This is a genomic window from Enterobacter sp. BIDMC 30, from assembly GCF_000534355.1.
Lineage (GTDB): Bacteria > Pseudomonadota > Gammaproteobacteria > Enterobacterales > Enterobacteriaceae > Enterobacter > Enterobacter ludwigii.
Window position 1 is genome coordinate 2,300,851 of record NZ_KI973169.1, and the last position, 14,134, is coordinate 2,314,984.

Below are 14,134 nucleotides of genomic sequence, written 5' to 3' on the forward strand. Positions count from 1 at the left end.
TTATGCAGCATCTGCACAGCACGAAATCGAAAGACGAGACGCCGGCGAGCGGGGAAGTGATTACCCTCCCTCCGGTACAGGTTCGCCGCCGCGCACCGACGTTCACGCGACGGATGAATGACCTTCTGCAGCGCGTGATCCCGGCGCTGCTGGGGCTCGGGTTACTGGTGTTGCTCTGGCAGCTGGCCGCGATCAACAGCAAAGGGTTCCCGACGCCGCTCAGCACGCTGGATTCCGCATTAACGCTCTTCGCTGACCCGTTTTACCGCGACGGGCCAAACGATATGGGTATCGGCTGGAACGTGCTCGCTTCGCTGCAGCGCGTGGCGGTGGGCTTTGGTCTGGCGGCGCTCGCGGGGATCCCGCTCGGTTTCCTGATCGGTCGCTTCACCTTTTGCTCGCGCATGTTCAGCCCGTTGATTGCACTGTTACGCCCGGTCAGTCCTTTAGCCTGGCTGCCTATCGGCCTGCTGCTGTTCCAGAAAGCGGAACCCGCCTCCAGCTGGACCATTTTTATCTGTTCAATATGGCCAATGGTGATTAACACCGCCGAAGGGGTACGTCGTATTCCGCAGGATTACCTCAACGTTGCCCGCGTGCTGCAGCTCTCCGAGTGGACCATCATGCGGCGGATCCTCTTCCCGGCCGTGCTGCCCGCGGTGCTGACCGGGGTTCGCCTCTCGATTGGCATCGCCTGGCTGGTCATTGTCGCCGCCGAGATGCTCACCGGTGGGCTGGGGATCGGCTTCTGGATCTGGAATGAGTGGAACAACCTCAACGTCGAAAACATTCTCATCGCCATCGTCATCATTGGCGTGGTCGGGTTGCTGCTGGAGCAGGGGCTGATGCTGATCGCCCGTCGCTTTAGCTGGCAGGAAAAATAAGGAGCGAAGATGAAACCATTAATTCAGGTCCAGGCCGTGAGCCAGCGTTTTTCTACCGCCAGCGGCGAGTTTCTGGCGCTGCAGAACGTCTCTTTTGATATTCACGAAGGCGAAACCGTGAGCCTGATTGGCCACTCCGGGTGCGGCAAATCGACGTTGCTCAACCTGATTGCCGGGATCACCCTGCCGACCGAAGGTGGGCTGATTTGCGATAACCGCGAAATCGCCGGGCCAGGACCGGAGCGTGCGGTGGTGTTTCAGAACCATTCTCTGCTGCCGTGGCTCACCTGCTTCGACAACGTTGCGCTGGCGGTGGATCAGGTCTTTCGCCGCACCATGAACAAGGCGGAGCGCAAGGAGTGGATTGAACACAACCTCGATCGCGTCCAGATGGGGCATGCCCTGCACAAACGGCCTTCGGAAATCTCCGGCGGCATGAAACAGCGCGTTGGCATTGCCCGTGCGCTGGCGATGAAGCCGAAGGTCCTGCTGATGGATGAACCGTTTGGCGCGCTGGATGCGCTCACGCGCGCGCATTTGCAGGACTCGGTGATGCAAATCCAGCAGGCGCTGAACACCACCATCGTGCTTATCACCCACGATGTGGACGAGGCTGTGCTGCTTTCTGACCGGGTACTGATGATGACTAACGGCCCGGCGGCCACCGTCGGCGAGGTGCTGCACGTTGACCTGCTTCGCCCGCGCAATCGGGTTCAGCTGGCGGACGATAGCCGCTATCACCATATGCGTCAGCAGATCCTCCATTTCCTCTATGAAAAACAGCCTAAAGCGGCGTAACGGAGGCGGTGATGCGACTGATCGTTATCGGTAATGGGATGGCCGCAACACGGCTGATTGCCTCGCTGACCGAGCGTGCGCCTGGTCGCTTCACGATCACCGTGTTTGGCGAGGAGTCGGAACACGCCTACAACCGCATCATGCTCTCGCCGGTACTGGGCGGGGAAAAACAGGCGCAGCAGATCCGCCTGCAGGATGACGCCTGGTATCACGCACGGGGTGTGACGGTACGACGAGGCGAAAAGGTGCTCTCCGTGGATGTTGAGAAACGCGAGGTCCGTACCACAGCAACCACGCTGGCCTGGGACGAACTGGTCTTTGCCACCGGGTCGACGCCTTTTGTACCCCCCATTCCGGGCGGTGACGCTCCGCATGTCTTCACCTTTCGTACGCTGGCCGATATCCGCGCGATTCAGGAGAACCCGGGGCCAGCTGTAGTGCTGGGCGGTGGGGTGCTCGGCGTCGAGGTCGCAGCGGCACTGGCCCGGTCTTGTGACAACGTCACGCTGGTGCATCGTGGTGCGTGGCTGATGGAACAGCAGCTCGATGGGCAGGCAGGCGTTTTGCTAGAAGAGGCGCTGGCGGAGCGCGGCGTTCGCTGCGAACTGTCATCGGGAATGACCGCCATTGCGGCGGATGCCGTGACGTTACACAACGGACGCAAGATTAACGCCTGTCGCGTGGTGCTGGCGACCGGCGTGCAGCCCAATGTCGCACTGGCAAAAGCCAGCGGCATTCACTGTGCCCGCGGCATTGTGGTTAACCACCAGATGCAGACCTCAGTCCCGGCGATCAGCGCCATTGGTGAGTGCTGTGAAATCGACGGCCAGACGTTCGGCCTGGTCGCACCTTGCCTGGCGCAGGCAGATATCCTCGCCGCCCGGCTGGCTGGGGAGGCTAGCACGCCATTTGCCCTGACCGACAGCGGCATGCGCCTCAAAGTACCCGGTGTGGAGCTGTTCAGCGCCGGGCGAGCAGAGGTTCTGCCGGACGATGTGGTCTGGAGCGCCTGGGATCCGCTGACCCGTCACTATCGCCGTTTGTTACTGCATCGCGGTGCGCTTGCTGGCGTGCTGCTGATGGGGGATTGCCGCAACGCGGCAACATTCACCGATTTACTGGCAACGGCTGCGCCCGCCCACGCGGACTGGCTGTTCAATCGATTCACTACGCAACCGCAGGTTGCAGGACAAAACGCTATGACAAAACCTACGCTGGTGGTGGTTGGACACGGTATGGTCGGCCATCATTTTCTCGAAGACTATGTGAAGCGCAATTTGCACCGACAGTACCAGATTATCGTTTTTGGCGAAGAGCGCTATGCCGCCTACGATCGTGTGCATTTGTCAGAGTATTTTGGCGGACGAAGCGCAGAATCGCTCTCGCTGGTGGACGGTGATTTCTTTGCTGAACACGGCATTGAGCTTCGCCTCTCGCAGCAAATTGTGAGTATCGATCGCGACGCACACGTCGTGCGTACCGCCAGTGGGCATGAAACCCACTGGGACAAACTGGTGCTGGCGACCGGCTCGTACCCGTTTGTGCCTCCGGTACCGGGCAGCACGCTGCCGGGCTGCTTTGTTTACCGTACGCTGGACGACCTGGATAACATCGCCGCGCAGGCAAAGCAATCCCGTCGCGGGGTGGTCATTGGCGGTGGCCTGCTGGGACTGGAAGCCGCGAATGCCCTGAAACAGCTGGGCCTGGAAACGCACGTCGTGGAGTTTGCGCCACACCTGATGGCGGTACAACTCGACAACGACGGCGCGGCCATGCTGCGCAAAAAAATCGAAGCGCTCGGCGTGGGCGTTCACACCAGCAAAGCCACCACCGACATCGTCTCTGCGAACGGCGGGCTGGTGATGCGCTTTGCGGACGGTGAACAGCTGGAAACTGACATCGTGGTCTTCTCTGCAGGTATTCGCCCGCAGGATGCACTGGGGCGCAGCAGTGGCCTGGCGACCGGAGAGCGCGGCGGGATTTGCATTGATAACCAGTGCCAGACTTCCGATAAAGACGTGTTCGCTATCGGTGAATGTGCGCTTTGGGAGGGTAAAATTTTTGGTCTGGTCGCCCCGGGTTATCAGATGGCGCGGGTGGCATCGGCCACGCTGGCGGGAGAGGCGAGCGCCTTTACCGGGGCTGACATGAGCACCAAACTGAAGCTGCTGGGGGTAGATGTGGCCTCGTTTGGCGATGCCCATGGAAGAACGCCCGGCGCGCTAAGCTATCAATGGACGCATGGTCCGCAGCAAATCTATAAAAAGATCGTGGTCAGTGAGGACAATAAAACCCTGTTGGGCGGCGTACTGGTGGGGGATGCCAGCGAATATGCGACCCTGGTGCAGATGATGCTCAACGGCATAGCGTTGCCCAAAGAGCCTGAAACGCTGATTTTACCTTCCTTCGCCGGAAGCGCGCCAAAAGCCCTCGGCGTGGCGGCACTGCCTGACAGTGCGCAGATCTGCTCCTGCCATAACGTCAGCAAAGGTGATATCTGTCAGGCGGTAAGTGCCGGTGCCGCGGATATTGGAGCCATAAAACAGTGCACCAAAGCCGCGACCGGTTGCGGAGGATGCAGCGCGCTGGTGAAACAGGTGATGGAGTACCAGCTTGCGGAGCAGGGCGTGGAGGTGAAAAAGGACATCTGCGAACACTTCCCGTGGTCGCGTCAGGAAATCTATCACCTGGTGCGCGTCAATCATATTCGTACCTTCGACCAGCTTATCAACCGTTACGGGCAGGGGCACGGTTGCGAAATCTGTAAACCGCTGGTGGGGTCAGTGCTCGCCTCCTGCTGGAATGAGTACCTGCTGAAACCGGCACATCTGCCGCTGCAGGACACCAACGACCGTTATTTTGCCAATATTCAGAAAGACGGGACGTACTCCATCGTGCCCCGGATGCCTGCAGGGGAAGTGTCGGCCGACGGCTTGATAGCTATCGGCCAGATCGCCAAACGCTACCAGCTGTACAGCAAAATCACGGGCGGACAGCGTATCGACCTCTTTGGCGCCACGCTCGACCAGCTGCCGGCGATCTGGCAGGCGCTGGTGGAGGCCGGATTTGAGACCGGTCACGCGTACGGTAAATCCCTGCGCACGGTGAAATCCTGCGTCGGGTCGACCTGGTGCCGCTATGGCGTGCAAGATTCCACGCGTCTCGCGGTCACGCTTGAGCACCGCTATAAAGGCTTACGCGCGCCGCACAAAATTAAAATGGCCGTGTCCGGTTGTACCCGTGAATGTGCGGAGGCTCAGAGCAAGGACGTGGGCGTCATTGCGACCGACAAAGGCTGGAACCTTTATCTCTGCGGTAACGGCGGCATGAAACCGCGCCATGCGGATCTCTTTGCCAGCGATCTGGATGACGAGACGCTGATCCGCACCGTCGACCGCTTCCTGATGTTCTACATCCGCACGGCGGATCGCCTGCAGCGTACCAGTACGTGGATGGACAATCTGGAAGGGGGGATCGACTACCTGCGCGAGGTGATTCTTCACGACAGCCTGGGCATTGCGCACGAGCTGGAACAGGAGATGGCCCGCGTGGTGGAAACCTACCAGTGTGAATGGCAGACCACGCTTAACGATCCGAGCCGTCTGGCGTTGTTCCGTACCGAAGTGAACCGTCAGCCGGTAGAAGAGAATAAACGCTGGCAAGCGGTCTGCGCTATCGATGAGATCCCTGAGCAGGCGGGGATCGGCGCCCGGCTGGGGCGAAAACCGATTGCGCTTTTCCGCTTTGGTCAATCTGTCTATGCCCTCGACGACCTCGAGCCGGGCAGCACAGCAAACGTGCTTTCACGCGGTATTCTGGGCGATGCTGCCGGCGAGCCGGTGGTCATCTCTCCGATCTATAAGCAGCGTATCCGTCTGCGCGACGGCTGTCAGGTCGATAACGGGGAACCTGCGGTGCGCGCCTGGCCGGTGAAAATAGAAAACGGTCAGGTGTGGGTCGGGAACGACGCACAGATCTTGCGTGCGGAGGCGTCATGAATGAAACCCGAACGACGTGCCCCTACTGCGGGGTGGGTTGCGGCGTGATCGCAACGGTAGAGGGTGAGAAGGTTACCGTGCGCGGAGATGAACGCCATCCCGCCAGTTTTGGACGCCTGTGCGTTAAAGGCTCGGCATTAGGCGAAACGACCGGTCTGCAGGGTCGACTGCTGCACCCGGTGGTCGACGGGCAGGAGGTTGAATGGTCCCGGGCGCTGGCGGCGGCAGGTGAACGGCTGAAGACCATCATCGACACCTGGGGACCACAGGCGGTGGCGTTTTACGCCTCCGGCCAGCTGCTGACTGAGGACTATTACGCCGCCAATAAGCTGATGAAAGGGTTTATCGGTGCGGCAAACATAGATACCAACTCGCGGCTCTGTATGTCGTCCGCGGTGGCAGGCTACAAGCGCGCGTTTGGTGAAGATGTGGTGCCGTGCAGCTATGAGGATGTGGAAAACAGCGATCTGGTGGTGCTGGTCGGGTCAAATGCGGCATGGACCCATCCGGTGCTGTATCAGCGGCTGGTACAGGCGCGCCAGAACAACCCTGCGATGAAAGTTGTGGTTATCGATCCGCGCAAAACGGCCACCTGCGATATCGCTGACCTGCATCTGGTGCTTACGCCCGGCAGTGACGCCGGGCTGTTTGTCGGTTTACTCAATCTGATTCAGGGAACCGACGCGTGGCCCATCGCCCGGGTGGCTGAGTTTTGTGGGCTCTCAACCGAGGACGTGGGGACCTTCTACGACTGGTTTGTGACTGCGCCGCGGGCCATCACGCTCTACACCATGGGCATTAATCAGTCCTCAAGCGGCAGCGACAAGTGTAATGCCATCATCAACGTTCATCTGGCCAGCGGAAAATTCGCCCGTCAGGGCTGCGGACCGTTTTCGCTGACCGGACAGCCTAACGCGATGGGGGGGCGGGAGGTGGGTGGGCTGGCGAACCAGCTTGCCGCTCACATGAATTTCGAGCCGGAGTCTCTTTCGCGGGTGGCGCGTTTCTGGGGTACGGAAAGACTGGCCCAGACGCCGGGCCTGATGGCGGTGGAGTTGTTTGATGCGATCGCCCGCGGCGAAGTGAAAGCGGTGTGGATCATGGGCACCAATCCTGCCGTCTCGCTGCCGGACAGCCACGCAGTGTGCCAGGCGCTGGAAAATTGCCCGCTGGTGATTGTCTCCGAGGTGATGCAGGAGACCGACACCAGCCGCTATGCCCATATCCGCTTCCCGGTGCAGGCGTGGGGGGAGAAAGACGGTTCGGTAACCAATTCCGAGCGGCGTATTTCGCGCCAGCGCGCCTTTCTGCCGGCGCCAGGCGAGACCAAACCGGACTGGTGGGTCATCGCCCGGGTGGCACAGGCGCTGGGCTTTGGTGAAGCCTTCGCCTGGGAACATCCGCAGCAAATTTTTTGTGAGCATGCTGCGCTCTCGGCCTTTGAAAATGACGGCGCGCGGGCGTTTAACCTTCATGAACTGACGTCACTTACCCGTGAGGAATGGGACCGGCTTGAGCCTTATCAGTGGCCAGCGGGGGCCTTTGCGCGCCGGGAAATTGTGCCGGTAGAGCCTCAACCACACGGTGCGGCAATAAACGCGCTATACCCGCTGATTCTCAATACCGGACGTATCCGCGATCAGTGGCACACCATGACCCGGACGGGGTACGTCCCGAAACTGATGCAGCATAGTGCTGAGCCGTGTGTTGAGATCGGCGCCGCCGATGCCATGCGCTTCTCACTGTACGACGGACAGCTGGCGCGCATCAGTTCTCCGCGTGGGGTGATGCTGGCAAGAGTGCGTATCGCTGACGGGCAGCGAGAAGGTGAGCTGTTTGTGCCAATGCACTGGAATGCCCAGTTTGCCCGCCAGGGGAAGGTGAATGCGCTGGTGGAAGGGCGCTGTGACCCGCTGTCCGGTCAGCCCGAGAGTAAACAGACAGCCGTCAGGATTATGCCCTGGCAGCCGGGCTGGCAGGGTGAGCTTTATGCCCGTGAACTGCCGGAGCTTCCACCCTCGGTCTGCTGGTGGCGTAAAGTCTCACGTCTGACGGTGGCGGGGGATAAGCCGTTGCTGGCGTGGGTTATGCAGTATGCCAGTGAACGGGGCTGGCAGCTGCAGGTCGCGCAGACCAGCGAGCGCAGCAGCGTGCTGGCCTGGCATGACGGACAACTGATGCTCGGGTTCTGGGAAGGCACTGCGTTACCGACACTGGCGCACGCGGTAATTGAAGCCGCGTTTCGTTCACCTCCCGTGACGCTTGCTGAGCGCCACGCGTTGTTGAATGGACAGGGAACAGGGGACAGTGTCGATCCGGGCCGGATCATCTGCAGCTGTTTCAGCGTGGGGGAAACCGTCATACGCGAGGCGATTGGGGGAGGGTGTGATTCCGTCGCGGCGCTGGGTGCCAGGCTGCGCTGCGGAACGAACTGCGGCTCCTGTGTGCCTGAACTAAAAACAATGTTTCAGGATATTCCGGAAAATTCCTCTTAAGGCTGCAAAACGTGAGGAATAACGGTAAGGTACCCGGTGTTCTCACGTAAGCATCGGGTATTTCTTACGACGTTAATGGCTGTTTCATCTCATCTTCGTTTACTTGCTTTACTCCCCCTCATTCCGGTCGGAGCCGTTCACGGTGCGCCGAATTCCTTTGTGCAACAGGCACAGAACCCCTTTGATAACAACGGGGATAATCTGCCCGATCTCGGCATGGCGGCGCCCACGACCGAGGGCGAAAAACATCTGGCAGAAATGGCGAAAGCGTTTGGCGAAGCCAGTATGACCGATAACGGCCTGACGACAGGCGAGCAGGCGCGTCAGTTTGCCTTTGGCAAGGTGCGTGACGCGGTGAGCGGCGAAGTGAACCAGCATATTGAATCCTGGCTTTCACCGTGGGGGAACGCCAGCGTGAACTTGCTGGTGGATGACGACGGCAAATTTAACGGCAGCAGCGGCAGCTGGTTTATTCCGTGGAACGATAACAACCGTTATCTGAGCTGGAGCCAGCTTGGCCTGACGCAGCAGACTGACGGTCTGGTGAGCAATGCCGGCATTGGGCAGCGCTGGGTTGCCGGAAAATGGTTGCTCGGCTACAACACCTTTTACGACAATCTGCTGGATGAAAACCTGCAGCGTGCCGGGTTAGGTGCGGAAGTGTGGGGTGAAAACCTGCGTCTGTCTGCGAACTATTATCAGCCCTTTGCCGGCTGGCGCGATCGCTCCGACATTCAGGAACAACGCATGGCCCGGGGGTACGACGTGACCGCTAAAGCGTGGTTGCCGTGGTTCCATCACCTGAATACCAGCGTCAGTTTTGAGCAATATTTTGGTGATAACGTTGACCTGTTCAACAGCGGTACCGGTTATCACAACCCGGTGGCGGTCAATCTGGGGCTGAATTATACCCCCGTTCCGCTGGTAACCCTCACCGCCGGGCATAAGCAAGGGGAGAGTGGGGTGAGCCAGAATAATCTTGGCCTCAAGCTCAACTACCGCTTTGGCGTGCCGCTGGTGAAGCAACTTTCTGCCAGTGAAGTCGCCGCCACCCGTTCTCTGCGCGGCAGTCGCTATGATTCGCCAGAGCGGGATAACCTGCCGGTGATGGAGTTCCGCCAGAGCAAAACGTTGTCCGTCTACCTGGCGACACCGCCGTGGGATCTTAAAGGGGGCGAAACCGTGATGCTTAAGCTGCAGATCCGCAGTAAGCACGGGATTCGCCAGCTGCACTGGCAGGGAGATACGCAGGCGCTGAGTCTGACATCGCCGGCCAACAATACCAGCGAAGACGGCTGGAGCGTGATTATGCCTGCCTGGGATGACAGTGAAGGCGCGAGCAACCGCTGGCGGCTTTCGGTGGTGGTCGAAGATAATGATGGCAAGCGCGTCTCGTCCAATGAGATCACGCTGGCTGTGGCGCAACCGCTTGTGGCATTACCCACCGACGATCCGCGCTGGAAGCTGCTGCCGGATGAGTAATGCTTAAAAAATACGTTCCTGGTGTACCCATACCGCGGCTTCAACCCGGGATTTTAACTTCATTTTCTTCAGCATATGTTTCACATGCACTTTGACCGTGCTTTCGGTGATATCCAGGCGACGCGCAATCATTTTATTCGGCAGGCCCTGGGCAATCAGCTTCAGAATATCGCGCTCACGCGGCGTTAGCTGGCTGACATCGCGATCCGAGGTGGCGCGGTTTGCCCGCAGGCTGGCGGCCAGCACCGGCGTTAAGGCTTCGCTCAGTACCATCTCACCTGCGGCGGCCTGTTGCAGGGCCTTGAGCAGATCTTCCGGCTCCATATCTTTCAGCAGGTAGCCGTCCGCGCCACGCTTGAGCGCCGTCACCACATCCTCTTCATGGTTCGAGACGCTAAAGACCACTACGCGTCCGGAGAGCGATTTTTCCCGCAGCTTGTCGAGCGTTTCCAGACCGTTCATGCCCGGCATGTTGAGATCGAGCAGAATCAGATCGGGATCAAGCGATTCGGCAAGCTCAATGCCCTGTTCGCCATTGCTGGCTTCGCCAACGACGGTGATATCGGGTGCCATGCTGACCAGCTGTTTAACGCCAGTACGCAGCATCGGATGGTCGTCGATCAACAGGATGGATGCCGGTTCCTGATTAGTCATGGGTTTCTCCTTGAGCAGTTGTGAGCGGTTTTTCGGGAATAAAGGTGACCACGACTTCCGTGCCACCTGTCTCTCGCCGGCGAACCTGGCAATCACCGCGCAGGCTTTGGGCGCGGTCTCGCATGATAATTAAACCATAATGGTTAGTTCTTTCGGCATTTTCCGGCACGCCGCAGCCGTTGTCATGAACCGTGAGCCTGACCTGATTATCGTGCTGGCTGACGGTAACGGTGACCGCCGTCGCGTCAGCATGTTTGAGCACGTTGCTCAGGGCTTCACGGGCGATCTGCAGTAGATGAATCGCCTGATGGGAGGGGACAAACCGCGGCGGCAGCTGATAATCAAGCTTCACCGGGAACCCCAGTCGGGCGCTAAATTCATGGCAACTGGACTCCAGCGCGGGGCGCAGGCCAGGCTCGGTCAGCTGCAGGCGGAAGGTGGTTAATAGCTCGCGAAGCTGAATCCATGAGGTATTGAGTTCGTTGCGGATCTGGCTCAGCAGCTGTTTGTTGCTTTCCGGCATCTCCGCATCCTGCATCTGCAGACAGCTGACCTGCATTTTCATACAGGAGAGCGACTGGGCGATGGAGTCATGCAGTTCGCGCGCGATAGTCGCACGCTCTTCCATGACGATCAGCTGCTGTTGCTTTTCCTGATGGCGGTCGAGCGCCAGCGTAGCGGTCAGCTGCTCGACCAGCGTATCGACCAGCTGCTGCTGATCGTGGCTCAGATGCCGCCCGGCGGGCAGCGTGGCCAGCAGGATACCGTACTGGGTATGGCTGTCCGTCAGTCGCCACTTCAGTGTCGTACCGCCGGAGGTGAGGGGCGGCAAGCCTCGCGGGCAAAGATGACAGCCTTTGTCATCGCAGGACATGTCGGACTGACAGGTAAATTCCTGATGATTATCTTCATCTTCAACATCGTAGACCCGCAGCTCCAGGTCATGCAGCAAGGTCAGATTTTGCAGGCCATTCAGCACCGGCGAGAGGCGTTCACATAACGGTACCTGCATATGCAGACGACGGTTGGCCTGCCACAGGAAGGAGAGGATTTCGTTTTTCTGCTCCAGCCCTGCCGTTTTCTCCTGCACGCGTTTTTCCAGCACGGCGTAGCTTTCGGAGAGTTCTTCGGACATGGTATTCAGCGCCTGGCCCAGCATCGCCATTTCATTCCGCCCGCTGATATGCGTGCGCTGAGTAAAATCACGTGCGGTCACCGCGCGGGCCATCGCCAGCAGCTGTTTCCAGGGGTTCAACAGCCGGGCGCGCAGCCAGAGGATGGTGAAAATCAGCAGCAGCCCCATAAACAACGCCATGGCACGGTGAACCATCAGCACCCGGTCGATACGCAATTCTGTGGTCTGATCGAAAGAGGAGACCAGCGCGTCAATGCGCGACACAAAGCCCGCGACGTCCCTTGCCACGGTCTCAGTATTGCGCGCCTGTTTCAGACCAGGCTGAAGCTGGGTGTGCCAGTAGTTTTGCAGGGATTTAAGCTGTGATTCCTGCCCGTCACGGATGGCGGCGCGTTCCAGCTCCGGGCTGAACGCGGTACGCTCCATTTCGTCGATCAGAGGCTGATCGTCTTCCGTCAGCGGTACCGACGCCAGCAGGCGATAACTCTGCATGCGTAGAGAGCCTGCCTCGTTGATGGCATGCGCATTACCCTGTACGCCCTGTACCAGCCAGCCAGAAATCGCCATACCGGTCACACCGAGGGCGGTGGACAGCATAACGATCAGTGCCAACTGGTTAACCAGTGTTAGCGGAGATAAACATCTTTTTAACATAGAGTTGCCGGGCTCCTGACGTGGCCTGCTTGCAGGAATGGCGCTATTCTGGTGCATACCCAGGAGTATACCCATACCAATAAAGGATTACCCCTAAATTGCCAACGGAGTAAGCGGCAGGAGGAGGCAGTATCGGAGACGCTTCAGTGCCGTGAAAAACCACGTCTTTTTTACTGAAATAGCCTACTCACTAAGGATAAGGGCTTTTTTCGCGCTGTAAAACCTCCCACTTTTCCTTTGATTTATATCAACTTACCGCCGCCCTAAAACCCTAATGTTTGCAGCATCATTCGAGAATCAGAGGTGTCTATGAGTCACTCATCCGCTCCCGAAAGGGAAAATGGTGCCGTTATTACTGAATGGCGTCCAGAGGATCCGGCGTTCTGGCAACAGCGCGGCCATCGTATAGCGAGCCGGAATCTGTGGATTTCCGTTCCGTGTTTGCTGTTAGCGTTTTGCGTATGGATGTTGTTTAGTGCAGTGGCAGTCAATCTGCCAAAAGTGGGTTTTACCTTTACGACCGATCAGCTGTTTATGCTGACTGCGTTGCCGTCGCTGTCCGGCGCGCTGCTGCGCGTCCCTTACGCGTTTATGGTGCCGGTGTTTGGCGGTCGTCGCTGGACGGCGTTCAGTACGGGCATCATGATCGTACCTTGCGTGTGGCTGGGTTTTGCGGTGCAGGATACCTCCACGCCTTTCAGCGTGTTCGTGATTATCTCCCTGCTGTGCGGTTTTGCTGGCGCTAACTTCGCCTCCAGTATGGCGAACATCAGCTTCTTCTTCCCGAAAGCGAAGCAGGGCGGTGCGCTGGGTATTAACGGCGGTCTGGGAAACATGGGCGTAAGCGTGATGCAGTTAATTGCACCGCTGGCAATCTCTGTCTCCATTTTTGCAGCCTTTGGTGGCGGTGGCGTCGAGCAGGCGGATGGTTCTTCCCTGTACCTGCAGAATGCGGCGTGGATTTGGGTTCCGTTCCTGGTGGTCTTCACCCTGGCGGCATGGTTCTTTATGAACGATCTGTCGGCATCTAAGGCTTCGCTGAGCGAGCAGTTGCCGGTGCTGAAACGCGGGCACCTGTGGGTCATGGCGCTGCTTTATCTGGCAACCTTCGGGTCGTTTATCGGTTTCTCCGCAGGCTTTGCCATGCTGTCCAAAACACAGTTCCCGGAAGTGCAGATCCTGCAGTTTGCCTTCTTTGGTCCGTTCATCGGTGCCCTGGCGCGTTCACTGGGCGGGATGGTGTCTGACCGTCTGGGCGGAACACGCGTGACGCTGGTGAACTTTGTGATCATGGCTGTTTTCTGTGCGCTGCTGTTCCTGACGCTGCCCGCCAATGGCCAGGGTGGCAACTTTACCGCCTTCTTCGGCGTGTTTATGGTGCTGTTCCTGACGGCCGGTCTGGGTAGCGCATCGACCTTCCAGATGATTTCCGTTATCTTCCGTAAACTGACGATGGATCGCGTTAAAGCGCAGGGCGGAAGCGAAGAGCAGGCCATGCGTGAAGCCGCGACGGATACGGCTGCTGCACTGGGCTTTATCTCTGCCATCGGCGCAATTGGCGGCTTCTTTATTCCGAAAGCGTTCGGTATCTCTCTGGACCTGACCGGCTCTCCGGCAGGGGCAATGAAAGTCTTCCTCGTTTTCTATATCGCCTGCGTAGTGATTACGTGGCTGGTATATGGCCGTAATACCAAGAAAAATAAGTAAGTGTGATTATCCGTTTGCGCGGCCTTCGGGCCGCGTTTTTTTATTATTACAGTAGTTACAACATACTGATGGCGTTTGAGGAACAATGCCTGCGGGTAACACTGTGATCGCCATCGCTTTACAGGGCGTTCTACCCCTTAATACCTGAGATGTTAAATTTAGCCCTGCTTTTTGTACGATAAATTATAAATATCATTATAAATTAATGGCTTATAGAAATTAAAAATCTACCGCTTTGGTGGTATCCGATCTAATACCCCACCTGAAACTCCCTCTCCGCCTTGATCGTTATCAATTCTCGCCATCTATCAGAGCGTTACCTTCGCT

At 58.4% G+C, this 14,134-nt stretch carries 8 protein-coding genes; 6 read left to right on the forward strand and 2 right to left on the reverse strand.

Annotated elements, in window-relative coordinates; all coding sequences use genetic code 11:
- Positions 1 to 2 precede the first annotated feature (2 nt).
- From ntrB to L466_RS11375, 5 genes are all read left to right on the forward strand, one after another.
- Positions 3 to 884, forward strand: a complete 882-nt coding sequence (ntrB, locus tag L466_RS11390) for a nitrate ABC transporter permease (RefSeq protein ID WP_014170482.1) — start codon at positions 3 to 5, stop codon at positions 882 to 884.
- A 9-nt stretch (positions 885 to 893) separates the two neighbouring features.
- Positions 894 to 1,682: an ABC transporter ATP-binding protein gene (locus L466_RS11385; RefSeq protein ID WP_032680831.1), complete on the forward strand. Its 789-nt coding sequence runs from the start codon at positions 894 to 896 to the stop codon at positions 1,680 to 1,682.
- Between the two features lie 11 nt (positions 1,683 to 1,693).
- Positions 1,694 to 5,680: a nitrite reductase large subunit NirB gene (nirB, locus tag L466_RS0122470; protein WP_081750643.1), complete on the forward strand. Its 3,987-nt coding sequence runs from the start codon at positions 1,694 to 1,696 to the stop codon at positions 5,678 to 5,680.
- A complete protein-coding gene (locus L466_RS11380; protein WP_032680832.1) occupies positions 5,677 to 8,175 on the forward strand; it encodes a nitrate reductase in 2,499 nt (832 codons plus the stop codon). The genes nirB and L466_RS11380 overlap by 4 nt, the downstream gene beginning before the upstream one ends.
- A gap of 75 nt (positions 8,176 to 8,250) precedes the next feature.
- A complete protein-coding gene (locus L466_RS11375) occupies positions 8,251 to 9,657 on the forward strand; it encodes a YchO/YchP family invasin (protein WP_032669735.1) in 1,407 nt (468 codons plus the stop codon).
- 3 nt (positions 9,658 to 9,660) lie between these two features.
- Here L466_RS11375 and narL read toward each other — a convergent pair whose 3' ends face one another.
- Positions 9,661 to 10,311: a two-component system response regulator NarL gene (narL, locus tag L466_RS11370; RefSeq protein ID WP_003856701.1), complete on the reverse strand. Its 651-nt coding sequence runs from the start codon at positions 10,309 to 10,311 to the stop codon at positions 9,661 to 9,663.
- Positions 10,304 to 12,100 (reverse strand): nitrate/nitrite two-component system sensor histidine kinase NarX, encoded by a 1,797-nt coding sequence (narX, locus tag L466_RS11365; protein ID WP_025203922.1) that lies wholly within the window; start codon positions 12,098 to 12,100, stop codon positions 10,304 to 10,306. Before narX ends, narL begins: the two co-directional genes overlap by 8 nt.
- Before the next feature lie 309 nt (positions 12,101 to 12,409).
- On the opposite strand from narX, the gene L466_RS11360 reads away from it, so the two are divergent.
- Positions 12,410 to 13,807 (forward strand): NarK family nitrate/nitrite MFS transporter, encoded by a 1,398-nt coding sequence (locus L466_RS11360; RefSeq protein WP_020882361.1) that lies wholly within the window; start codon positions 12,410 to 12,412, stop codon positions 13,805 to 13,807.
- Positions 13,808 to 14,134 lie beyond the last annotated feature (327 nt).